The sequence below is a fragment of the Litoreibacter ponti genome (assembly GCF_003054285.1).
Classification (GTDB): Bacteria; Pseudomonadota; Alphaproteobacteria; order Rhodobacterales; family Rhodobacteraceae; genus Litoreibacter; species Litoreibacter ponti.
Window position 1 is genome coordinate 1,565,178 of the sequence record NZ_QBKS01000001.1, and the last position, 22,605, is coordinate 1,587,782.

26 protein-coding genes are annotated in these 22,605 nt (G+C 64.4%); 8 read left to right on the forward strand and 18 right to left on the reverse strand.

Going from position 1 to position 22,605, the window contains the following annotated elements:
• Position 1 precedes the first annotated feature (1 nt).
• Positions 2–664: a Holliday junction branch migration protein RuvA gene (ruvA, locus tag C8N43_RS07875; RefSeq protein WP_107845068.1), complete on the reverse strand. Its 663-nt coding sequence runs from the start codon at positions 662–664 to the stop codon at positions 2–4.
• The gene (ruvC, locus tag C8N43_RS07880; protein WP_107845069.1) at positions 661–1,167 is read right to left on the reverse strand and encodes a crossover junction endodeoxyribonuclease RuvC; all 507 of its coding nucleotides are present in this window, start codon (positions 1,165–1,167) and stop codon (positions 661–663) included. The genes ruvA and ruvC overlap by 4 nt, the downstream gene beginning before the upstream one ends.
• A gap of 342 nt (positions 1,168–1,509) precedes the next feature.
• On the opposite strand from ruvC, the gene C8N43_RS07885 reads away from it, so the two are divergent.
• The gene (locus C8N43_RS07885) at positions 1,510–1,701 is read left to right on the forward strand and encodes a DUF1127 domain-containing protein (RefSeq protein ID WP_107845070.1); all 192 of its coding nucleotides are present in this window, start codon (positions 1,510–1,512) and stop codon (positions 1,699–1,701) included.
• A gap of 73 nt (positions 1,702–1,774) precedes the next feature.
• Here C8N43_RS07885 and C8N43_RS07890 read toward each other — a convergent pair whose 3' ends face one another.
• The 7 genes from C8N43_RS07890 to acs form a co-directional block, all read right to left on the reverse strand.
• On the reverse strand, positions 1,775–2,131 hold the full coding sequence (locus C8N43_RS07890; RefSeq protein ID WP_146174188.1) for a hypothetical protein: 357 nt from the start codon (positions 2,129–2,131) through the stop codon (positions 1,775–1,777).
• Between the two features lie 88 nt (positions 2,132–2,219).
• Positions 2,220–3,089 carry a 50S ribosomal protein L11 methyltransferase gene (locus C8N43_RS07895; protein ID WP_107845072.1) on the reverse strand — a complete coding sequence of 290 codons (870 nt, stop codon included), beginning with the start codon at positions 3,087–3,089 and terminating at the stop codon, positions 2,220–2,222.
• Positions 3,090–3,129: 40 nt separating this feature from the next.
• Positions 3,130–3,786: a peptide-methionine (S)-S-oxide reductase MsrA gene (msrA, locus tag C8N43_RS07900; protein ID WP_107845073.1), complete on the reverse strand. Its 657-nt coding sequence runs from the start codon at positions 3,784–3,786 to the stop codon at positions 3,130–3,132.
• 53 nt (positions 3,787–3,839) lie between these two features.
• Positions 3,840–5,084: an MFS transporter gene (locus C8N43_RS07905; protein WP_107845074.1), complete on the reverse strand. Its 1,245-nt coding sequence runs from the start codon at positions 5,082–5,084 to the stop codon at positions 3,840–3,842.
• A gap of 44 nt (positions 5,085–5,128) precedes the next feature.
• The gene (locus tag C8N43_RS07910; protein ID WP_158269940.1) at positions 5,129–6,088 is read right to left on the reverse strand and encodes a hypothetical protein; all 960 of its coding nucleotides are present in this window, start codon (positions 6,086–6,088) and stop codon (positions 5,129–5,131) included.
• A gap of 143 nt (positions 6,089–6,231) precedes the next feature.
• Positions 6,232–6,912 carry an adenylate kinase gene (locus C8N43_RS07915; RefSeq protein ID WP_107845076.1) on the reverse strand — a complete coding sequence of 227 codons (681 nt, stop codon included), beginning with the start codon at positions 6,910–6,912 and terminating at the stop codon, positions 6,232–6,234.
• The gene (acs, locus tag C8N43_RS07920; protein WP_107845077.1) at positions 6,912–8,873 is read right to left on the reverse strand and encodes an acetate--CoA ligase; all 1,962 of its coding nucleotides are present in this window, start codon (positions 8,871–8,873) and stop codon (positions 6,912–6,914) included. The genes C8N43_RS07915 and acs overlap by 1 nt, the downstream gene beginning before the upstream one ends.
• Before the next feature lie 464 nt (positions 8,874–9,337).
• On the opposite strand from acs, the gene C8N43_RS07925 reads away from it, so the two are divergent.
• Positions 9,338–9,892, forward strand: a complete 555-nt coding sequence (locus C8N43_RS07925) for a class I SAM-dependent methyltransferase (protein WP_107845078.1) — start codon at positions 9,338–9,340, stop codon at positions 9,890–9,892.
• Between the two features lie 68 nt (positions 9,893–9,960).
• On the opposite strand, the gene rpsD is transcribed toward C8N43_RS07925, so the two are convergent.
• Both rpsD and C8N43_RS07935 read right to left on the reverse strand, forming a co-directional pair.
• Positions 9,961–10,581: a 30S ribosomal protein S4 gene (gene rpsD, locus C8N43_RS07930; protein ID WP_107845079.1), complete on the reverse strand. Its 621-nt coding sequence runs from the start codon at positions 10,579–10,581 to the stop codon at positions 9,961–9,963.
• Between the two features lie 264 nt (positions 10,582–10,845).
• Positions 10,846–11,241, reverse strand: a complete 396-nt coding sequence (locus C8N43_RS07935) for a DM13 domain-containing protein (protein ID WP_107845080.1) — start codon at positions 11,239–11,241, stop codon at positions 10,846–10,848.
• A gap of 169 nt (positions 11,242–11,410) precedes the next feature.
• Here C8N43_RS07935 and C8N43_RS07940 point away from each other — a divergent pair, with 169 nt between their 5' ends.
• The gene (locus C8N43_RS07940) at positions 11,411–11,986 is read left to right on the forward strand and encodes a TetR/AcrR family transcriptional regulator (RefSeq protein WP_158269941.1); all 576 of its coding nucleotides are present in this window, start codon (positions 11,411–11,413) and stop codon (positions 11,984–11,986) included.
• Here the strand turns inward: C8N43_RS07940 and C8N43_RS07945 are convergent.
• From C8N43_RS07945 to modA, 6 genes are all read right to left on the reverse strand, one after another.
• Positions 11,961–12,650: a M50 family metallopeptidase gene (locus C8N43_RS07945; RefSeq protein ID WP_107845082.1), complete on the reverse strand. Its 690-nt coding sequence runs from the start codon at positions 12,648–12,650 to the stop codon at positions 11,961–11,963. The two genes, C8N43_RS07940 and C8N43_RS07945, sit on opposite strands and share 26 nt — an antisense overlap.
• Before the next feature lie 4 nt (positions 12,651–12,654).
• Positions 12,655–13,524, reverse strand: a complete 870-nt coding sequence (locus tag C8N43_RS07950; RefSeq protein WP_245912947.1) for a Hint domain-containing protein — start codon at positions 13,522–13,524, stop codon at positions 12,655–12,657.
• A gap of 334 nt (positions 13,525–13,858) precedes the next feature.
• Positions 13,859–14,761, reverse strand: coding sequence for a lipid A-modifier LpxR family protein (locus tag C8N43_RS07955; protein WP_107845084.1), 903 nt, complete (start codon positions 14,759–14,761; stop codon positions 13,859–13,861).
• A gap of 100 nt (positions 14,762–14,861) precedes the next feature.
• Entirely contained in the window at positions 14,862–15,947 is a 1,086-nt protein-coding gene (gene modC / locus C8N43_RS07960; protein ID WP_107845085.1) for a molybdenum ABC transporter ATP-binding protein, read from the reverse strand.
• Positions 15,944–16,621 (reverse strand): molybdate ABC transporter permease subunit, encoded by a 678-nt coding sequence (gene modB, locus C8N43_RS07965; protein WP_107845086.1) that lies wholly within the window; start codon positions 16,619–16,621, stop codon positions 15,944–15,946. Before modB ends, modC begins: the two co-directional genes overlap by 4 nt.
• Positions 16,618–17,298: a molybdate ABC transporter substrate-binding protein gene (gene modA / locus C8N43_RS07970; protein WP_158269942.1), complete on the reverse strand. Its 681-nt coding sequence runs from the start codon at positions 17,296–17,298 to the stop codon at positions 16,618–16,620. Before modA ends, modB begins: the two co-directional genes overlap by 4 nt.
• A gap of 83 nt (positions 17,299–17,381) precedes the next feature.
• Here modA and C8N43_RS07975 point away from each other — a divergent pair, with 83 nt between their 5' ends.
• Complete coding sequence (locus C8N43_RS07975) at positions 17,382–18,356, forward strand: threonine dehydratase (protein WP_107845088.1); 975 nt, start codon at positions 17,382–17,384, stop codon at positions 18,354–18,356.
• A 71-nt stretch (positions 18,357–18,427) separates the two neighbouring features.
• Here C8N43_RS07975 and C8N43_RS07980 read toward each other — a convergent pair whose 3' ends face one another.
• The gene (locus tag C8N43_RS07980; RefSeq protein ID WP_107845089.1) at positions 18,428–19,549 is read right to left on the reverse strand and encodes an acetoin utilization protein AcuC; all 1,122 of its coding nucleotides are present in this window, start codon (positions 19,547–19,549) and stop codon (positions 18,428–18,430) included.
• 134 nt (positions 19,550–19,683) lie between these two features.
• Between C8N43_RS07980 and C8N43_RS07985 the strand changes: the two genes are divergently transcribed.
• The 4 genes from C8N43_RS07985 (at position 19,684) to C8N43_RS08000 (ending at position 22,544) form a co-directional block, all read left to right on the forward strand.
• Complete coding sequence (locus C8N43_RS07985; RefSeq protein ID WP_107845090.1) at positions 19,684–20,163, forward strand: NUDIX hydrolase; 480 nt, start codon at positions 19,684–19,686, stop codon at positions 20,161–20,163.
• 70 nt (positions 20,164–20,233) lie between these two features.
• Complete coding sequence (locus C8N43_RS07990) at positions 20,234–20,653, forward strand: DUF1178 family protein (protein ID WP_107845091.1); 420 nt, start codon at positions 20,234–20,236, stop codon at positions 20,651–20,653.
• 34 nt (positions 20,654–20,687) lie between these two features.
• Positions 20,688–21,326 (forward strand): SDR family NAD(P)-dependent oxidoreductase, encoded by a 639-nt coding sequence (locus C8N43_RS07995; RefSeq protein WP_107845092.1) that lies wholly within the window; start codon positions 20,688–20,690, stop codon positions 21,324–21,326.
• A 57-nt stretch (positions 21,327–21,383) separates the two neighbouring features.
• Positions 21,384–22,544: a WD40/YVTN/BNR-like repeat-containing protein gene (locus tag C8N43_RS08000; RefSeq protein WP_107845093.1), complete on the forward strand. Its 1,161-nt coding sequence runs from the start codon at positions 21,384–21,386 to the stop codon at positions 22,542–22,544.
• Positions 22,545–22,605: the final 61 nt, after the last annotated feature.

The window sequence follows — 22,605 nt, forward strand, 5'->3', positions numbered from 1 at the left end:
CCTATCCCTTCGGGGCCAGCAGCTTCAGGGCGGCGCGGATCAGGTCCGGGGTCTCCGAGGCGCCCTCGCCCGCGGCGGTCGCGACGGCGCCTGCCGCGTCGCCTTGGCCGTAGCCGAGATTAACCAGGGCCGACAGGGCCTCCGCTTGGGCCGAGGCTGACGTGACACTGGGCGTCTCGATGGGCTCGATCACGTCGTCCGCGTCCGCGCGGGCCGCCGGGCTGCCTTGCGCCAAGGCGGCGGTGCCACCCATCGCCATGACGCTCGGGGCCTTGTCTTTCAACTCGATCACGACCTTCTGCGCGGTTTTGGGCCCAATCCCCTTAGCGGCCTTGATCGCATTCCAGTCGCCCAGCGTGATCGCCCGTGACACGCCATCGGGCCCGAGTGTGTTCAGGATTGCCATGGACGCCTTCGCACCGACGCCTTGCACCGACATCAGCAGGCGGTGCCATTCTTTCTCGACCAGTGTCGTGAAGCCGAAGAGCTGCAGCAAATCCTCGCGCACCAAAAGCTCCGTGAACAGCGACACCGCCTCGCCCGGTCCGGGCAGCGTCGCCATGGTCCGCTCTGAGCAGTACACCATGTAGCCCACACCGCCGACGTCGATCAGCACGTGATCGCCCGCGCGGTAGTCGAGCCTGCCCGCGAGTTTGCCGATCATGCGCCCGCCCTCGCCAGCGCTTGGGCCAGCGTGCCGCCCGCGCGGGTGTGGAACGCGTGACACAGCGCGATGGCCAGCGCATCCGCGGCGTCGGGGCCCGCGATATCGACGCCGGGCAACTGCATCTTAACCATGTGGGCCACTTGCACTTTGTCCGCATGGCCGACCCCGACAACGGCCTTTTTGACCGCGTTCGGGGCATATTCCCCGACATCAAGACCGGCCTGAGCGGGAACCAGCATCGCGATGCCGCGGGCTTGGCCAAGCTTCAGGGTTCCTGCCCCGTCCTTGTTGACGAAGGTCTGTTCGACCGCTGCCGCCTCGGGCCGCAGCTGTGTGAAAACCTCGGAAAGCTGGATATGCAGGCTCAAAAGGCGCTCGGCCAAACTGCCGGGTTTCGTCTTGCACACGCCATTGGCGACGTGCGCCATGCGCACACCATCCGTGTCGATGACCCCCCAGCCCAGGTTTCGAAGTCCCGGATCAATCCCGATTACGCGCATGGTCTGCTCGATTTTATTTGTTCTTTTGCAACGAGTAGCACGAAACGCGAACATTTGCCAAGACAGGCGAATTTACGTCGTTTTCCGACCGCCATGTCGCATCCAGATCAAACGCGCTCACCCGGCGGTCAAAATCGCCTGAAAAACGCTTGTTTGCGACACGCGCCTACACGCAAATTTGATATTAAATTTAAGTATTTACCGAAAAATACGACCCATGCAGAGAATGCATATGTGGCATGCCAAAAATCCGGCTTGTGAGGCGTGAAGTCCAAGCCTAGATGCGGCTCAACGCAATCGATACGCCCAAAGCTTGGGCACTTTATGAAAAGGACGACTCACATGGCTGTTTTTGAAACCACTCGCCCGATGACTGCAGGCGTCCGCGCCGATGCCCGCGGCGTCTTCGCCTCCCTGATCGGAGCAATCGTGTCGTGGAATGACCGTCGCGTCACCCGCAACGCGCTCGAAGGCCTGACCTCTCGCGAGCTTGCCGATATTGGCCTGACCCGCGCAGACATCGCCGAGATGTAAGCGACGTCTCAGCGTCAGAAGATCGAAAGAGCCGCCCGGATCGAGGCGGCTTTTTTGTGCGCAGGGGCCAGCCCTACCACTTGCCCCGCAGCACGGCGTCGAGGCCACGGGCCATCGTTCGCGTCGCGGGGTCGGCATCCAGCAGAAACGCCGCAAGGACCTGAGGGCTTTGGCCTTTCTGCAGCGTCTCGATGCGGGACAGATACTCGTTTTCCCCGAGCTGCGCGAACACGAACCCCTTGAGCATAACGAAGATCAGCGCGGCCGTGACGATGCTTTTGACCGGGATCAGCTTGGGGCGCTTGCGCTTGACGACTTCAACCACAAGGCCGTCCTCACGAACCTTATGGACCACCCGCTTCTTCGGGTTGGACTTTTCCTGAATCGCATTGAGCCGCTCGATAAAGCGGTCCTTATTGACGTCTGCCAAAACCTGCACCCAGCCCTAAATGTCGTGCTTATCAATTGCACTTTTGCGACATTACCTATCACGGGACGCTGCAAATCAAGGGTGAAAGCTACAATTTGCGCATTCGCAGCGCAGTCCACTCGCCAATGTCGCGTCTTTGCGACACCTCGAAGCCGTGTACCTCGTAAACGCCCTGCACTTCGTCGCCCTGCTCGACCAACAGGCCCGACAGGATGATCGTGCCACCCGGCGCCGCATGCGCCGCCATATCGGGCGCAAGGCCGATCAGCGGGGCCTTCAGGATGTTGGCGAAAATCAGGTCGAACGGCGCGGCGTGTGCGATCCCGTCGTGGTCAAATCCTACGGCTTCCAGACAGGTGATCTTGTCCGCCATATTGTTGGCCTTGGCATTGGCTTCGGCCACCTCGACCGCCACCGGGTCGATGTCCGAGGCGATGACCGTCTCGTCCCACACCGCCGCCGCGGCCATTGCGAGCACCGCCGTGCCGCAGCCCACGTCGATCACGCTGCGTGCGCGCCCGCCCTCGCCCAGAAAATCCTCAAAGGACAGCAAGCAGCCCTGCGTCGTGCCGTGATGCCCGGTGCCAAAGGCCATCGCCGCCTCAATCAGCAGCGCGATCCTGTCGCTCGGGACCTTGTCCGCGTCATGGCTGCCATAGACGAAGAAGCGCCCGGCCTCGACCGGGGCCAGCTCGCGGCGCACATGGGCGACCCAGTCTTGATCGGGGACTTCCGAAATAACGAAGGGCCTAGCGTCATGCGCTGCCGCCAACAGCGCCAGCTCAATGTCGCTCGGGGGCTCCAGGAAATACCCGCCGACCTCCCACAGGCCTGAGCCATCCTCGACCTCGAACACGCCCACACCCGTGGGGGCCGGATCGAGCGTCTCGAGCGCCTCGCCCAAGGCTTGGGCTGCGGGCTCGCCCATCAGGGTCGTCAAAGCAGTGTAGGTGGGCATGGGTTGGCTCCTTGATCAAGGTGCCAACCCGTTAGGCCGCTCAGGCGGTCTGCGCAACCCCAACGGGGCAGCTGACTCCGGTGCCACCAATGCCGCAATAGCCCGCCGGGTTCTTGGCGAGGTATTGCTGGTGGTAATCCTCGGCAAAGTAGAACGCTGGCGCGGGGAGGATCTCGGTCGTGATCCCGCCATAGCCCGCCTTGGCGAGCTGCGGGGCAAAGGCAGCCTTCGTCGCCTCGGCTGCCGCCTTCTGCGCGTCGGAATAAGTGTATATGCCGGATCGGTACTGGGTGCCCATATCGTTACCCTGACGCATGCCTTGCGTCGGATCGTGGCCTTCCCAGAACACCTTGAGCAGGTCTTCGTAAGAGATCACCGCCGGGTCATAGACCACGCGCACCACCTCGTTATGGCCGGTCTGCCCGCCGCAAACCTCGTCATAAGTCGCGTTGGGCGTGAAGCCGCCCGCATAACCCACCATGGTCAGGTAGACGCCATCAAGCTTCCAGAACATCCGCTCCACGCCCCAGAAACAGCCCATGCCGAACATGGCCTCTTCCATGCCGTCCGGCACATCCATCGTCAGGGGACGGCCATTGACGAAATGGGTCTCTGCCGTCGGGATCGGGTCGGCGCGGCCCGGCAGGGCATCTGCGGGGCTGATCATTTGCATCTTCTTTTTCTGGAACAGGAACATGGGTGTCCTCCTATATCGGTTGTATCTGATATAGGGCCGCGGCGCGCGAAGTTCTACTCCGCGGCCTGCGGCACGGCGCGCGCGAAGATCGTCTCGCGCCCCGGCTCCGGGTGGCGCGGGATCAGAAGCGACAGCGCGAGCGACGTGATCGCCATGCAGGCCGCCGCAATGAAGACCGAGCCGGGCGAGTTGATCCACATGTAGCCCAGCACCACCGGCAGGAAGACCGCGGCGATATGGTTGATGGTAAAGGCCACCGCGGCGGTCGGCGCGATATCTGCCGGGTCCGCAATTTTCTGGAAATAGGTCTTCAGCGCGAAGGCCATCGAGAAGAACAGGTGATTGACCACATAGAGCGAGGCCGCCAGCACCACGCCCCAGCCAAAGTAGTAGATGCCGCCATATGCCAGGAATACAAGCGTCAGGCCGACATACTCGAACACCAGCATATTGCGCTCGCCGTAGACCCCGATGGCGCGGCCGATCAGCGGCGCAAAGATCATGTTCGCCACGTAGTTGATCAGGAACAGCGCCGTGACCTCGTGCACCTCAAACCCGAACCGCTCGACCATCATGAAGGCCGCGAAGACCACGAAAATCTGCCGCCGCGCACCGGAGACGAATTGCAGCGCATAGTAGAGCCAGTACCGCTTGCGCAGCACCATCGTCTTGTTTTGCGGGTTGGGTGTCTCGAATTGCGGGAAGTAGATCAGGCAGAAGGCGGCGATCAGCACCGTGATGCCGCCCGCGGTCATGTAGACGAACTCGTAGCTCAGATTGAGCGTCTTCCAGGTCAGCACCAGCAGCCCGTAGGCCACCAGCGACGCCGCACTGCCCGCCGCCGTCAGCCAGCCCAGCGTCTGAGGGGCATTCGCTTTGTCGATCCACTGCAATTGCACGGATTGGTTGACCGTCTCGTAGTAGTGAAAGCCAATCGATGAGATCAGCGTCAGCACCATTATGCCGCCCACCGTCGGGAAATAGGCGGTCAGCGCGGTGGCCCCGCCCAGCAGGATCAGCGAGATCAGCCCCAGCACCTGTTCGCGGATGAAGATAATCAGGAAGATCACGCCGATGGCCAGAAAGCCCGGAATCTCGCGGATCGTGTGCAGCCAGCCGATCTCGACGCCGGTGAAGTTCGCAGCCTCGATGACGAAGTTGTTCAGAAGCGCCGACCATGTCGCAAAGGCGATCGGCATCGCGATGGCCATCAGCACCAGCAGAAACACCGGCTGCCGGATAAACGGCAGGCGCTTCGCCTCGTCAAGATCGAGCCGTCTGATACTGTCGCCGAACATGGGCTCAGGCTTACGCCCGCCCCGCCCGGAAGGCGAGCAAAAAGCTACTCGGCCACCACCACTTCATAGGGCACGCGCAGGACTGTGCCGTCCTGGCCGGGGCGCGACAGGTCGGTCAGAACCAGCTCGACAAGGTATTCGCCCGGGTCCTGCAGCGAGAAGCCCGCGGTGATGAAATTGTCGAAATAGTCTTCCGCCACCGGGATGCGGTGGGTGCTTTGGCCGGTGTAGACAAACACCTTCGGCAGGGTCTGCGCGCCACCGCCATCCTTGCGGGTGACGGCCAGGTCCAGCTGGATCTCGTAGCGCGCCTGCGCCGTGCCGGGGTCGAACCGCCCGACGTTGAGGATGTTGGCGTGGAAATCCATCTTCTCGCCCGGCTTGTAGACGTTGCTCGCCCGGCGCACCGGGCCTTGCGCGGCATTCGGATCGGACGGGTCGATCAGGGCGGAGGATTTGATCGCCATGGGCGGCAGGTTCGCCTGCCGCTCCACCGCGCCCGGGTCCACCTGCTCGTGGAATGGCGTGCGCGGGCCAAACTGGTCGAGGTTGTTCATCGTATAGGTCATCACAGAGCGGAAGCACGCCACCCGTGCGGCGGGGTCGTTCTTGGTCAGGATCGTGTTGGTGTGGATGAACTCCTGTCCCGACAAAGGCTTGCGGATCAGCGCGCAGCCCGGCTCTTGCATCATGGCGTATAGCCCTTCGAGCTGGGGCTGCTGCGGGTTCGGCGTCAGGAACCGCTCAAGGATCGAGGCGAACTGGGCGTCATCCGTCGTGGGCAGATTCGCGGTCATGAAAAAGGCGACCGTGCTGCCGTCCTCCTTCGCCGTCTCTACTGTGCGGTCGATGGCGAAGAAGTCCGTGTCGATCACCGTCGCCGTGGTTTCGCCCAGTCCCGCGGCCACCACCGCGTCGGACCATTCCTGCGGCACCACCTGCCGACCGGCCTCGGCGTTGACGATGACAAAACGGGCTTTGATCTCTTGGGCGCTTGCGGGCATGGCCCCAAGCAACAAACAAATCGGCACCAATTTCAATAAATTCGACATGACAGACCCCCAAAATCAACAAATCAATGGAGTCAGAGTAGCAAAAGGGCGCGCCAAAGCACGCCCTTTCTCCGGCAACACGCCAAGCTGCGGGTTTACGCCTGCACGCCGCGCACGATGTTGGACAGATCGCGCGAAACGGCGGCGATCTCGCCCATCGCATCGACACGGCTCAAAGCGCCCGCTTGTTCGTAATACCCGATCAGGGGCGCGGTCTGCGCGTGATACGCCTCCAGCCGCGAGGCGACCGTCTCCGCATTGTCATCGGCTCGGCGCTTCATATCCGTTCCGCCGCAACAGTCGCAGACGCCGTCCTTGGCGGTGGGTTTGAACGTGTCGTGGTAGCCTTCGCCGCAGCATCCGCAGGTGAACCGCCCCGAGATGCGGGTGACCATGGCGGCATCGTCCACATCCAGCGAAATCGCCGCGTCGATCTTCTGGCCCGAGCGTTCCAGCAGCCCGTCGAGCGCCTCCGCCTGAACCGTGGTGCGCGGGAAGCCGTCGAGGATCACGCCCTTGGCGCAATCATCTTCCGCCAGACGGTCCTGCAGGATTGCCAGAACGATCTCGTCGGAGACGAGCCCGCCCGCCTCCATCACCGCCTTGGCTTGCTTGCCCGCGTCCGTGCCTGCGGCCACCGCCGCGCGCAGCAGATCACCGGTGGACAGCTGGACCATGCCGTACGCTTCTTCAAGCTTGCGGGCCTGCGTGCCTTTCCCGGCCCCGGGAGGGCCCAGCAGGATCAGCACCGGGGCCGGCGCCCCTGCCCCGTCCATCACGCGTCCTTCCGGTTCATGCGGTTCTCGATCAGGTCATCCACCACCGCAGGCTCTGCCAAGGTCGAGGTGTCACCCAGAGCGCCGAAATCATCCTCGGCGATCTTGCGCAGGATGCGGCGCATGATCTTGCCGGAACGCGTCTTCGGCAGGCCCGGTGCCCACTGGATGAGGTCCGGCTTGGCGATCGGGCCGATCTCGGTGCGCACCCAGGTCTCCAGCTCCTTACGCAGCTCATCGCTGGGCTCGACCCCGTTCATCAGGGTGACATAGGCGTAGATGCCCTGCCCCTTGATGTCATGGGGGTAGCCGACCACGGCGCTCTCGGCGACTTTCTCGTGTGCCACAAGCGCGCTTTCGACCTCTGCCGTGCCCATCCGGTGGCCGGAGACATTGATCACGTCGTCGACACGGCCGGTGATCCAGTAGTCGCCATCGGCGTCCCGTTTGCAGCCGTCGCCGGTGAAGTAATAGCCAGGGTAGTCGCTGAAATAGGTCTTCTCGAACCGCTCATGGTCGCCCCAGACCGTGCGCATCTGCCCGGGCCACGAGTTGGCGATGACCAGCACGCCTTCCACATCGTTGCCCTCGATCACCTCCGCCGTGGTCGGCTCCAGCACCAATGGTTTGATTCCGAAGAATGGCTGCTGTGCAGAGCCGGGCTTGAGGTTCGTGGCCCCCGGCAGGGGTGTCATCAGGTGACCGCCAGTCTCGGTCTGCCACCAGGTGTCGACGATGGGCACTTTGCCCTTGCCGACGACGTTGTAGTACCAGTTCCAGGCCTCGGGGTTGATCGGCTCGCCCACGGTGCCCAGCACCTTTAGATCGCTCAGATCGTAGCCCTCCACAAAGGAATTGCCCTGCCCCATCAGCGCCCGCAGCGCGGTGGGAGCGGTGTAGAACTGGTTGACCTTGTGCTTCTGGCAAACGTCCCAGAAGCGCCCAGCGTCCGGGTAGGTCGGCACGCCCTCGAACATCAGCGTGGTCGCGCCATTGGCCAGCGGGCCGTAGACGATGTAGCTGTGGCCAGTGACCCAGCCGACATCCGCCGTGCACCAGAAGATGTCACCGTCATGGTAGTCGAAGGTATATTCATGCGTCATCGCCGCGTAGGTGAGGTAGCCACCGGTGGTGTGCACCACGCCTTTCGGCTGGCCGGTGGAACCGGAGGTGTAGAGAATGAACAGCGGATCCTCGGCACCCATTTCTTCCGGCGGGCAATCGTTGGAGACGTTTTCCTCCATCTCGTGCAGCCAGAAATCCAGGCCATCGCGCCAGGCGATCTGCTGGCCGGTGCGCTTGACGACAAGGCATTTGACCGTGTCGAAATCGTTCAGCAGCGCCTTGTTGACGTTGTCCTTCAGGTTAGTGACCCGCCCGCCGCGTGGCGCGCCGTCGCTGGTGATCACGACCTTGGCGTCGCAGGCGTCGATCCGCGCGCCGAGCGCGTCCGCCGAGAAGCCCGCGAAGACGATGGAGTGGATGGCCCCGATCCGGGCGCAGGCCAGCATCGCGTAGGCCGCCTGCGGGATCATCGGCATGTACAGCACCACCCTGTCGCCCTTGCCCACGCCCATCTCTTTCAGGACGTTGGCGAACTTGCACACATGGGCATGCAACTGCTGGTAGGTAATGTGCTGCGCTTCGTCCGTGGCCTCGTCCGGCTCCCAGATAATTGCCGTTTGCGTGCCGCGCTCGGCCAGATGGCGGTCAATGCAGTTGGCGGCGACATTCAGCGTGCCATCCTCGAACCACTTGATGTTGACCGAGCCGAGGTCGAAATTCACGTCCGACACCTTCGTGGGCGCTTTCATCCAGTCGATGCGCTTGGCCTGCTCCGCCCAGAACGCATCCGGATCGGCGATCGAGGCCGCGTACATCTCCTCGTAGCCCTTGGCGTCTACATGGGCGGCTTTCGCCTGCTCGGCACTCGGGGCATAGGTGGTGTCTGGATTTGGCATGTCTGTCCTCCGCAGGTTTTGTCTTCGGGAAGGCGCAGGCCCCGAGGCGGTGTCACTCCCACACCTGACCCCACGGCACGCACAGCGCCCTCCGTCGCGTGCTTTATATACCCGAGCCGAGGGCTTGTCCGCCAAGATGCCGGGAATACGGGATAATTTTGTAAATTTATTTTTGCAGAAGGGCTGAGTCCCGAAAATATCCTGTCAATTCTGTAAATTTCCTACAGACATATCAGCTTGCCGCAGCGCGGCGGCGCGGCCAAACCGGCAGCCGTTGGACCCCAGGGCTGGCCCATGATTGCGATCTGCCACACGAGGATAGGACCGACGTTCGCGGCAATGCGTGCGCGGCGCAATCGATTCTTGCATGGCCCTACGTCCCGTGAAACCTTTCCAATAAGTTCCAAGCCTCTGCCGCCCTGATCCAGCGATATGATGCATCCGCCGCGAGGTGGTCGGACAAGATGCGCCTGCTGGGCTACTACGAGGGCTACCTTGGGTTCCTGTCCCATATGCCGCGCGAGGATATGGCCCGCGCGCGCGTCATAGATGTCGGATGCGGGACCGGGGCGATGGGTGAGGCGTTTGCCGCGATCCATGGGCCGCCCGCCGAGATGACGCTTTTGGACCCATCCGCGCAGATGCTTTCGGCCGCGTCATCGGCGCTGGCCCATCGTGGCATTGCGCCGGAATGCCGCGTCGCGGGCCTCGATGCCGCGACGCGCGGGAGCTACGACCATGTACTTGCCGCCCATGTGATCGAGCATTTCTCCGACCAAGGTACGGCGTTGGCAGACCTTCGGCGCATCACGGCGCCCGGTGGGCGCTTGTGGCTCGTCGCCTCCAAGCCGCATTGGTGCAATGCGATCATCTGGCTGCAATGGCGCCACCGCACGTTTCGCAAGGACGCCCTGCAGGTAATGCTCCGCGACGCAGGCTTCTTGCCAGAGGCGGTGTATGACTTCCCCTCCGGCCCGCCCTCGCGCACCAGTTTCGGCATCGTCGCCCGGGCGGTCTAGTCCGCCTCCTTACGCAAAAAGGCCGCCCCCGAAGGAGCGGCCTTTCCAGAAACCTTGGCGCGGAATGCTTAGTTCTGCGCGTAGTATTCGATCACGAGGTTCGGCTCCATCATCACCGGGTACGGCACATCGCCGAGGCCGGGCGTGCGGGTGAAGGTCGCGCGCATCTTGGAGTGGTCGACTTCCATGTAGTCCGGCACATCGCGCTCGGGCAGCTGCGAGGCTTCCAGAACGATGGCGAGCTGCTTGGACTTCTCGCGCACCTCGATCACGTCGCCTTCCTTGACGCGGTAGGACGGGATGTTCACCCGCTTGCCGTTCACCGTCACGTGGCCGTGGTTGACGAACTGGCGGGCCGCGAAGATCGTCGGCACGAACTTGGCACGGTAGACGACGGCGTCCAGGCGGCGCTCGAGCAGGCCGATCAGGTTCTCACCGGTGTCGCCCTTGACGCGGTTGGCTTCCACGAAGATGCGCTTGAACTGCTTCTCGGTCAGATCGCCGTAGTAGCCTTTCAGCTTCTGCTTGGCGCGCAGCTGCAGACCGAAGTCGGACAGCTTGCCCTTGCGGCGCTGGCCGTGCTGGCCGGGGCCGTATTCGCGGCGGTTGACGGGGGATTTCGGGCGACCCCAGATGTTCTCGCCCATCCGGCGGTCGATTTTGTATTTGGCAGCGGTACGTTTGGTCACCGTCTGATCTCCTTCTTTGCGAACCCTTGCGGGCGTGAAGGGCGTTGTCCTCTCCGCGGATTTTGCCGCAGCGACAGGGCATCCCCTTGCGGGGGCCACCAACACCAATGAATGCGCGCTTATATAAGCCGCGATGCGCGAGTCAATCGCCAAAACGCGAAAAGGGCGCCCGGTTTCGGGACGCCCTTTCCTTGGGTGACAGTCACGCACTTGTGATGAAACGAACGGACATGAGGAATTCCTTGGATGAGGGAAAGGTCGGGCTCAGGACAGCTCGGCCACGCCCAGCGGCACGCCGAATTTCAGACACCAGATGTAGACTTCGTTGAAATCATCGACATTGACCGAGGCCGGCACCTTGTAGACTTGCGTGCCGCCCAGTTGTTGCAGGATGCCCAGATCGGACAGCGGCTCGAAGACGTCGTCCTTGCCGAAGCCCACCCGCGGGTCGGGCGCGCCGTCCAGCGAGAAGTTGCTGTCGAGGATCACGAGCGCGCCGCCATCGGCAGTCTTGAAAATCGAAACGTTACCGGTGGTGACGTGGTCGCTGGCCCCGGTGAAGGTGCCGCTTGCGGCGACATCGGCCTGGGCGGAGAGCGGAGCAAGCGCGGTCAGGGCGGCGAGGGACAGGGCGGCTGCGCGAAGGGAGAGAGTTTTCATTGTTTGGTCCTTTGTGTCAGGGTCTGGAAGGCCGGGTGATCCGGCGGGATGACCAAGAGCTACAATTAGGAACCGATTGGTACAATACACGTCTTCGTGATTGTGGACCGATGGGTTCCCAACCTATATGATGCGCAACACGGACTTTCTTGCAAAAGTGAGCGACACCATGGCGCGCCCCAGAGAATTCGACACAGATGAGGCCCTGGAGGCCGCGATGCATGTGTTCTGGGAACACGGCTACGAGGGCGCCTCGCTGCCCGACCTGCTGACCGGCATGGGGCTGACGCGCGGCAGCCTCTACAAGGCTTTCGATGACAAACACTCGCTCTTCCTGCGGGTGCTGACCCGCTATGAAGAGGGTGCGGTCGCCCGGGCCGAGACCCTTTTGAGCACGGGCTCCGCGACCGACGGGTTCGCGCGGATCACGCAGCTTTTCGACAACGCAATCGGCGTCGTGCAATCCGGCGACCGGCGGGGCTGCCTTCTGTGTTCTGCCGCGGCAGGCCCCAGTGCCTACGACCCGGAAATCGCGGCGGCGGTGAAGCAGGGCTTGGAAAAGATCCGAGACGGCTTCGCCACGGCCCTCGACGCCTCGCAGGTGCCTGAACCAGAGCGCGCGGCGCTGGCCGACCTGCTGGTCACACAATATGTCGGCGTACGCATCATGGCCCGCTCGCGCGACCCGCTCGAGCCGCTGGCGCGCGCGGGCGACGCGATCAGGGTGCTTTTGTCCCGCTGGTGAAATGGACGTTGCTGTCGCGCCCCAACAGGCTGCGCAGCGCCACGAAGATCACCACACCGCTGATCAGCAGCCAGATCACGCCCCACAGGATCGTGGAGCCGCCAACCTCTTCAGCCAGGATGCGCGCATCCGAGCGCAGGCTCGCGCGTCGGATCGTGTCGTCGAAAATGTCGTACGGCACATAGATCATCGAGGTCAGCCCGATCACGCGCAGCCCCAGATCGCAAAACTGATGCGGCAGAAAGAACCCGGACGCCAGCAGCACCGCGCCCATCCCGGCGGTGAAGCCGAAGGCGAAAAGGTCCCGCATATAGAGGGCTGCAACCAGCACAAAGATCGCGCCAACGGCCATCATCACCACCCGGTCCGCTGTCGATTTCAGCGCGGCGATCAACAGCCCCACGCCCAGCACGAGCGAGCCGAGATAACCCGCGGTCGAGATGAAAAAGCCGCTGCCGCCACGGGTCCTTGCAAAGCCGCCCTGTTGCGGCGAGACGCTGATCTGCTCGATCGTGCCGCCGGTCAGGATCGCCGCCGCGCCGTGGGACAGCTCATGCAAAAGCACGACGACAATCTTCAAAGGCACCATCACCGGGGTCTGCCACAGCGCGAAGATCAGCGTCGTCAGCGCCAGCACCTGCCAATGGCCCTTCAGGAAGGCCACCGCGCTAGTGATCGTGCAGCAGGATCGCGGCCTCGGAGCGGTCGAGATTGCGCCGCGCATAGGGCCCGTAGCTGTGCAGATCGCGCTTGAGATCCGGAAACAGCGCCAGCAAGACCGCGCGCTGATCCGGGTCGACGGTCTTCAGCGTGGTGTTGGCCGGGTGGTAGCTTTCGGTCTGCACGCCATTGGCCCACAGCACCTGGTGGCGCGACAGCAGAAGGTGAATATAAGTGACCTCCTTGACGCTGTGATCGACATAAACCGAGTGATCGTTGATCAGATCGCGGGCGGAGACCAGCACCTCCGGCTGATTGAACAGCGCCTGCGCATTGTGCCCGGAGAACAGAATGCGGTGATGCGGCGAGACCAGCAGGTCCGCGTCCGGCACGTCCGTATCAAGGGCTTGGGCACGCAGGCGCACCGGCCGCAGCTCCGGCATGGCATAAAGCCGCGCGCCGGACATGCGCCGCTGGCCGATCCACAGGATTTCCTGCGGGCCGTCATCCTTTGTTTGCACCCAGTCGCCCACGTTCAGGTTTTCCACCGGGGCATCGCCCTCGGGCAGGCGGATGCGGGTGCCTTGGGTAAAGCAGATCACGTCCCCGCCAAAATCGCTGCTGCGCACCCGTACCGCATCAGGCTCGCTCGGCACGGTGATCACCCGGTACTCCTGCCCTCGCTTCGGCACGCCGCTTTCGCACCACCACAGGGTGGTCGCAAGCCGGGTCGAGCGGATCGGCACCAGCGTGAACTGCGCCTGCCCGTCCGACAGAATGAAGGCGTCAGCGGCGGTGGGGTCCTCGTCCTCGGGTAACGCCTCGCCCTCGGGTAGGTCGAACTTGCGCGCGACAACGCGCGCCACGCGGCGGCGCATATCCGCACGCCCAATCTCTCCGGTGAGAACCAAGGGGCCGTCTGCCCCGTCAAGACGCACTGCTTCCCCCTGCCAGACCCAGCGTTGCCCCACACACGGCAACTCGGCAGCGCCCATCGGCGCCCCATCAAGAAAAATTTGGTCTGACGTAAGGACAAACGTGCCTTCAAAGCCCGCTGTCATGTCCCGTATACCTGCTCAAGTTTTTTGTTTTTTGGTCGTGTTTTTTCAGAGAGCTAGCACAAAAGGGGTGGTTTGGATAGCCCTGCGTTAACAGATCGTTAACAGGCGCAGCGCACCTGTTGCGCAGGCGCTGCGGGTGACTCTGGGTCAGCTAGAAGTTGAACTGCGCGTTGACCGAGCCGACCACCTGCCCCTCTGGCTGGCTCTCGAATTCCTCGCTCAGATAGGTCGCGCCGTAAAACAGCGATCCGCGCTGCCATTGCTGGTGCAGCCCCAAACGCGCGCGGGCGCGCAGGTGCTCGACCTCGATCCCCGGCGCGTCGAGAAACTGGCTGTCCGCCACATAGGCCACGTCCGCCCCAAGGGTAAACGACAGCCCCGGCTCCGCCGCGCCCTTGATCCCGAGATAGCGCTGCCCCGTCGTGCTGTCGCGCAGCAGAAGCCCGCCTTGCCCGAACGCGCCAAGTGTTACATCCGCCCCGACCCGCGCCAGCGTCTCGGCCCCGGCCTGTAGCTCGACAAAGGGCCGAACCTCGCGCGCCGCGCCCAGCGCATAGGCGCGACCGACCTCGAAGGTCACGGTCGGGTAGACGCCATCCTCGATCTGGTTTCCATCCACATTAACGCCCGCGACACCGAACAGGTCATGCAGCCCGTCCTGCAAATCGTCCACGCCGGTCTGCGGCCCCACCACCACGAGGTCAAGCCCCAGGCTCATCTCCGCCCCGCCGCGCTGGAAATGCGTATGCGCGCCCAGCGACACGGCGCCGACATAGGGCCGGTCGCCCGCGGGCGGCGTGGCGACGTTGCGGGGCGAGATCGCCTCGATCCGGAAGCGCAGCTCGACGAGCTCGCCAAACCCCGTGGGCCGCGCGCCCGTCCAGGCAGGCCCACGCAGATGCGAGACCACCACAGAGCCCGTACGGTACCGGTCCCGCCCATCCCCGATGTAGTCATTGTTGATGATGCTGCCCCAGCCCAGCGACACACGTTCCTCCGCCTGCCCGAGCGCGGGCAGCAAAAGCAGGGCAAGGATCAGGGCAGCGTGGCGCATTCGGGCAGCATACCCCAGCGATGGTTAATCTCCAGTAACCAAAACCATACGCGCGCGGATCAATCCGGAAACAGCCTGTTTCCGTTGGCAAATCGCGGGGTTATCCGGTCGGCCCCATATCTGCGGGCGCGACCGAGACCGATTTGATCACCGCATAGCACGCGCTGCCCGGCTTCAGCCCAAGCGCCCGGGCCGAGCGGCGGGTGATGCGCGCCACAAGTTGATCCTCCCCCGCCCTCAGCGCCACCGCGACCCCGGGTCCCTGCCCCTCATGCACAGCGGTCACCGTAGCCTTCAGGATGTTGAGCGCCGACAGACGGTCGGGGCGGTCCTTCGACAAGATCACGTCGGAGGCCTTGATGCGCACTCGCAGCCCCGCGCCCTCCGCCGCGCTCACCTGCGGCAGGAACAGCGCCCCGTTCGAGGTCGCAAGCTCCGACAGTCCATCCCCCGCCGCGCGGGTTTTCACCGTCACCCGCAACAGTGCGCCCGCCTCGCGCACGCCGATATCCGACACCGCTTCCGGGTCCGCCAGAACATCGCCGATCGCCCCGGCCCGTGCCACGCGCCCGTCGCGCAGCACGATCAGGTCCGTGGCCAATTGCGCCACCTCCTCCATCGCGTGGGAGACGTAGAACACCGGTATCTGGGCCTCGGAAAAGAGTGCCTGCAGGTACGGTAGCACCTCCGCCTTGCGCGTAGCATCCAATGCCGAGAGCGGCTCGTCGAGCAAGAGAATGCTCGGGTTTGACATCAACGCTCTGGCAATGGACACGCGCTGTGCCTCGCCCCCAGAGAGCCCGCGCACGTCGCGATCCAGAAGATGTCGAATGCCAAGCGCCTGAATGGCAGGGTCATGCCTTTCGGTGATCAAGGGACGCGGACGACCGTAGTCGAAATTCTGCCGAGCGGTCATATGCGGAAACAGCCGCGGCTCCTGGAACACGTAGCCGACCCTGCGCTTATGGGTCGGTACGTTGATCCCGGCGGCGCTGTCGAACAGAACGCGCCCGCCGATCTCGATCCGACCTTCATCTGGCGTCAGCAGCCCCGCCAGCGCGTTGATGATGCTCGTCTTGCCGGACCCGGACGGGCCAAACAGCGCCGTCACGCCCCCCTCGGACGCGAACTGGGTCTCTAGCGAAAAGCCATCGAACCGGTGCCGGATATCAACCTTCACGCTCATCGCCGCACCCTCCGCGCGAGCAGCTCGGACAGTAGCACAGCGCCCAGCGCAATCACGACCGACACCCACACCAGCCGCAGCGCATCCGCCTCGCCACCCGGCACCTGCAGCGCGGCATAGATGGCCGACGCGATGGTCTGCGTCTCCCCGGGGATCGCGGCGACAAAGGTGATCGTCGCCCCGAACTCGCCCAAGGCCTTGGCAAAGGCCAGCACCGCGCCCGCGATGATCGCGGGCAGGCTCAGCGGCAGAGTGATCGTCGCGAAGACACGCCACGGCGGCGCACCCAAAGTGGTCGCTGCCTGCTCCAGCTTGGGGTCGACTGCCTCGATCCCGATGCGCATGGCTCGCACCATCAGCGGGAAGGCCATGACCGCCGCCGCCAGCACTGCGCCGGTCCAGCGGAAGGCCAGCACGATGCCTATATCCGCGAGCCAGCCGCCAATCAGGCCTTGCGTGCCGAAAGCCTCGAGCAGCGCGTAACCCGTGACCACGGGGGGCAGCACCAGCGGCAAAACGATCAACCCGTTGAGCAGGCTCTTGCCCCAGAACTCCTTGCGCGCCAGTACATAGGCCAGCCACAACGCGAGCGGGGCCGAGATCACCGTGGCGACCAGGGCGACCCGCAGGGACAGTGCGATGACCTCCCATTCCAGCGGCGTCAGGCCCATCATGGCCGGGTAAATCCGTGGCGCTCGAACACCGTCCAAGCGGCGTCCGCGGTTAGCTCGTCCAGCACCCCTTGCGCCTCCGGTCCCGCCCGCCGGGTCAACGCGATCGGGTAAAGGATCGGCAGATCTTCCAGCTCCGGAAGCTCCGCGATCACCGGCGCCTCAGCGCTCACCGCATCGGTGCGGTAGACGATGCCAAACGGCACCTCCCCCCGCTCGACCAAAGCGAGCGCGGCGCGGGCGCTGTCGGTCTCGATCAGCCGCGGCGCGATGGCGTCCCAGTGGCCCAACTCGCGCAACGTCGCCTCGGCATAAATACCCAGAGGCACCGAGCGTATCAGGCCCGTCGCCACCTTGCCGTCGGAGGCGAGCATATCGTCAAACCCGCCCTCCCCGATCACCACCAAGCTGTTGGCCAACAGATCGACCCGCGTGGCGCCGTCCATCGCCGGGGCGGCGGCATCCATCCAGCGGGGGTTGGCGGAAAAGAAGATATCCGCAGGCGCGCCTTGCAAAATCTGCCGCGCCAGCGCGCCGCTGCCGCCATAGGAGATGCGCACCGGGGCCTCGGCCAGCACCTCGTCCAGCGCGCCCTTCAGGGACGACGCGGCGAAGATCACCACCTCCGCCCGCAGCGGGGCCGCAGCCAGGATCAAGAAGAGAAGCGCGCGCAAAAACATAAGCGCGAGTTTGGGCATACGCGCCGCAGGCGCAAGGCGTAATTGTGCTGGACGCGCCGGGCGTTAGGCGTAACCTGCGCCCCATGATCAGCTTCACCAAATCAGAGCTCGAGGACGCCTGCGCCCTTGTCTACCGCCACATGGCCCGCACGCCGGAATATATCTGGCCGCTGCTCAACGCCCGCACAGGCGGCACGACCTGGGTCAAGCACGAAAACCACGGCCCCACCGGAGCGTTCAAAAACCGCGGCGCGATCACCTTCATGGACTGGCTGGTGCGCACGCACCCGGACGTGCCCGGCATCGTGACGGCGACCCGAGGCAATCATGGGCAAGGTCAGGCCCGCGCCGCCGTGGCCGCGGGCCTGCGCGCGCTGGTCTACGTGCCGCGCGGCAACTCGGTCGAGAAGAACGCCGCGATGGCAGGGTTCGGGGCAGAGCTGGTCGAGTTCGGCGATGATTTCGACACCGCACGAGAAGAAGCGTTCCGCGTCGGTGCAGAGCAGGGCCTGTTCATCGTGCCGCCGTTCCACTCTGAGCTGGTGCGCGGCGTCGCGACCTACGCGTTCGAGCTTTTGACCAAGGCCCCGGAGATCGACACGATCTACGTGCCCATCGGCTGCGGCTCTGGCATTTGCGGCACGATCCTGGCCCGTGACGCTTTGGGCCTGAAGACCAAGATCGTGGGCGTGGTCTCTGACGCCGCTCAAACCGCAAAACTGTCCGTCGAGGCAGGTGCATTGGTCGAGACCAACAGCGCCGACACTTTCGCTGACGGTATGGCCGTGCGCGTGCCGGTGCAGGACGCCTATGACATCTATTCCAAAGGCGCGGAGCGGATCATCGCCGTCTCGGACGACGAGGTCGCCGAGGCAATCCGCGCCTATTTCCACTGCACCCACAACGTCGCCGAAGGCGCCGGGGCCGCGCCGCTTGCGGGCCTGTTGCAAGAGAAAGAGCGCATGGCGGGCAAGACCTGCGCGGTGATCCTGTGCGGCGGGAACATCGACACCGAGTGGTTCCTGAAGGTGATGGCAGGCGAGACGCCAAAGGTCTGAGCACGCCGCCGATTTCGGGATTTTGAGTATTTATGCCAAAACGAAGCCCACGTGGTCTTTGCTGAGGCGCGTTAACCTGAACGAGATCTTTTCAGCAGCGTTTCGATGCGGGTGCTCAGCTCTTCCCGGATTGGGCCTTGGCGCGGGGCGTCTTTGAGCGTGGTGAACCAATGCTCCGGCGGGTTTCGTCCGCGGGAATTACCCTCGAACGTGAGGGCGCGCAGCACGGCTTCGGCCTCGGGCGGCAGGCGGTCGGGGTCGTCATACCCCGCCAAACGCCCCCAGACCCGGGTCCACAGCCGCCCCACGCTCCACGGATTGTAGCCCCCGCCACCCAGCACCAGCAGGCGCGGCGCAAGCGGGCGCAACGCGTCCAGCACCGCGATATGGGCATTGTTCGACAGGCTCAGATGGCTTTGCGGGTCTTCGTCCATCGCGTCCGCCCCGCATTGCAGGACCACAGCGTCGGGCTTGAACTCTTCCACCAGCGGCACGATCAGCGTGTCGCAGATCATGGCCATCTCGGTGTCATTCAATCCCGGCGGCACGGGCAGGTTGAACGCCGAGCCGCCCGCGTGATCCTCCAAGGCCCCGGTGCGCGGCCACAACCCGTCCTCGTGGACCGAGATCATCCGCATCTCGGCATCCCCCGCGAAGCCATGCTCGACCCCGTCGGGGTGATGGGCGTCGATGTCGACATAGGCGATCCGGCGCACGCCCTGGCGGCGCAGGGACAGCATCGCCAGCACCGGGTCGTTGAGATAGCAAAACCCGCCCGCGCGATCGGGGAAGCCGTGATGCGTGCCGCCCGCCGGGTTGTAGACCACACCCGGATGCGCCAGCAGCTCGCCCGCCAGAAGCGAGCCGCCCGCAGCCGTTGCGGGGCGGCGGAAGATTTCGGGAAACACTGGATTGGCGGGCGTGCCGATATTGTGGCGCGCCCGTACCTGCGCGCTAACCTCCTGCGCGGCTTCGGCGGCCTGCAAGGCGGCCAGATAGCGAGGCGTGTGCCACACTTCCAACGCCTTGGGCTTGGCGCGTGGCGAGGGGATGAAATCGCTCGCTGGCAGCCAGCCCAGCGCCCGGCTCAGGTCCATCACGGTGGACACCCGCGGCACGCGCAGCGGGTGGCGGGGCCCGTAGGACGAGCCGCGGTAGATCTCTGATCCGATGAATTTCGACGCGCCTGCCATCGCGCCGTGACTTAGGCGAAAGGTCGCGATTGCACAGGGTTTTCACCGCGAATTTGCCCAAAAAGGCTTTAAACTGCGGGAATTTACGGTAAATTAAGGGTTAAGGCGCAATCTGACAGCGTCAGGAGCAGGTCATGTCTTTGATCAAAATGAAACACCCCGCCTTCCGTTTGGAGGGCTCGCGCAAGCGGGATGTGCGCACGCAATTCGGCGCGCTCTGCTTCCGTGTGAACGAGGGGCGCACCCAGGTGCTTTTGATCACCAGCCGGACCTCGAAGCGCTGGATCATTCCCAAGGGCTGGCCGATGGCGCGGATGACCCCAGCCGAGGCCGCCGCGACCGAAGCGTTCGAGGAAGGCGGCGTCGAGGGCAAGACCTACAATATCTGCCTTGGGCTCTATTCCTACACCAAGCTCATGGGCGCGCGCGAAGAGGACCTGCCTTGCGCGGTCTCGGTCTTTCCGGTGAAGGTGCAGAAAGTGCACAAGGACTGGCCGGAGGCCAAAGAACGCAAGCGCCGCTGGTTCACGATCAAGAAGGCCGCATCGCTGGTGCGCGAGCCGGAATTGCGCAAGATTATCAAGAACTTCGATGCGAGCCTGCTGAAGGGCTGAGAGTGACTCTTGCCAAGTCCACGCCAGCTCATACATCTAGCACATAACCGCCAAGGAGACCGCGCGCCCCATGATCCGCTACGCCCTCAGCTGCGCCAAGGACCACCAGTTTGACAGCTGGTTCCAGTCGGCGGCCGCCTTTGAGAAGCTGCAGGTCGCCGGACTGGTGGAATGTGCGATCTGTGGCAGCGCAGACGTCACCAAACGGATCATGGCACCGCAGGTGCGCACATCGGAAAAGGACCGTCCGCTCTCGGCCCCGGCCTCGCCCGCCGAACAGGCCGTGCGCGAGCTGCAGGCGAAGATCGAAGCGCACTCGGAAGATGTCGGCGACCGCTTCGCGACCGAGGCCCGCGCGATGCACGAAGGCAGCGCGCCGGAACGGCCGATCCGGGGCCAGGCGAAGCTGAAAGAGGCCAAGGCCCTGATCGAAGACGGGGTGCCAGTGATGCCCCTGCCCTTCGGTCCGACCGGGCGAAAATCGAACTAAAATCCGGCCGATATGGGCCATTAGGGGGACAATCATGGACATTTTTATCACGGGGGCCAATCGCGGCATTGGCGCGGCGATGCACAGACAGCTGGGCGCGCGCGGCGAAACGGTGACTGGCACGGCGCGTGAGCCGCAGGGCGATCTTGTGGCCGCGGACGTGACCGACGCCGCCTCTTTGCAAAACGCCTTGAGCCAGGTCGACGGGCTGGACCTGCTGATCTGCAACGCGGGCGTCTACCTCGACAAGGGCCACGAGATCGGGAACGGCTACGCGCCTGATGATTGGGCCCGAACTTTTGCGACGAACGTGACCGGCGTCTACCTGACGATCGAGGCCGCCCTGCCCGCCTTGCGCACGCGCGGCGGCAAGATCGCGATCATCTCCTCGCAGATGGGATCGAGCGCGCGCGCGGGCGGCAACGGTCTGATCTACCGCGCCTCCAAGGCCGCGGCGCTGAACCTGGGCCGCAACCTCGCCGTTGCGCTGGAGCCGGACGGCATCGCGGTGGGCATCTACCACCCCGGCTGGGTGCGCACCGATATGGGCGGCTCCAACGCGGACATCTCGGAAGAGGAAAGCGCGACCGGTCTCATCAGCCGCTTTGACGCGCTGTCAATGGACACCACCGGTTGTTTCGAGATGTGGAATGGCACGGAGATGCCGTTCTAGCTCAAAATCGCGCGCAAGTTGTGCTACACTCCCGCCCAGACGACGGGAGAGAGTGCGATGGGGGACGTGGCGATTGACGTGCTTTTGGGAACGACCAAGGGCGCCTTTATTCTGCGGGGCGACGCGGCGCGCGACGGGTGGAGCATTGAGGGGCCGCATTGCAACGGCTGGCCCATAAACCACATGGCAAGCGATCCGGACACGGGCGCGATCTGGGCTGCGGGCGGCAGCGAGTGGGAAGGTGCGGGCGTCTGGCGCTCGGACGACAATGGCGCGAACTGGCAGCTGACCCGGCTCACCACAGGCACAACCGACGAGTGGGCCGCCAACGACCCCGAATTTGCGGAAATGATTGGATGGACCGATGCGCCGCTGCCCTTCGGCGACGACTTCAATCAGGTCTGGTCGCTGAGTTTCGCCCACGGCGTGCTCTATGCGGGCACCAAGCCTGCGGGCCTTCTCAAAAGCACCGATGGCGGCGCGACATGGAGCCGGGTGCAGGGCCTGACGGACCACCCATCCGCCAAGGATTGGAACCCCGGCGCGGCGGGCCTGGTGCTGCACACGATCGTCCCCGATCCGGACGATCCAGACAAGCTGTGGATCGGTATCTCCGCGGCGGGCGTCTTTGCGACCGAGGATGGCGGTGTCACCTGGACCCGGCGCAACCGCCTCGCCAATGCCGAAAGCTGCGTGGCCCATGACCACCCGGCAGCCCCCCGCGACGGTGAGACCGGGCATTGCGTGCACAACATGATGCGCGCGCCGGGCGGCGGCGAGACGCTTTACCAGCAAAACCACCACGGGGTCTGGCGCTCGGGCGATGGCGGGCGCAGTTGGGAGGATATCACCGACGGGCTGCCCTCGACCTTCGGCTTTCCGATCCGGGTCCACCCGCGCGATCCGCAGCGCATCTGGACCCTGCCGCTCAACGGCGACAGCGCCGGGCGCTTCCCGCCCGATGCCGCCTGCGCCGTCTGGACGTCTGCCGATGGCGGCGACAGCTGGCAGGCGCAGCGCGCAGGCCTGCCGCAGGAGGCCTGCTTCTTCACGGTACTGCGTCAGGCAATGGCCGGCGATGCGCGTACGCCCGCAGGGCTCTATTTCGGCACCAATAGCGGCTCTGTCTTCGCCACGCGCGATGAGGGCGAGAGCTGGCACGAAATCGCCCGGCATCTGCCCACGATCCTGGCCGTGGAGGTCCGCGCGGAGGCGTGAGCCCTTGCCCTCCCCGGCGGCGGGCCGTATGAGGCGTGCGAACTCGCAAGGACCCTTTCGC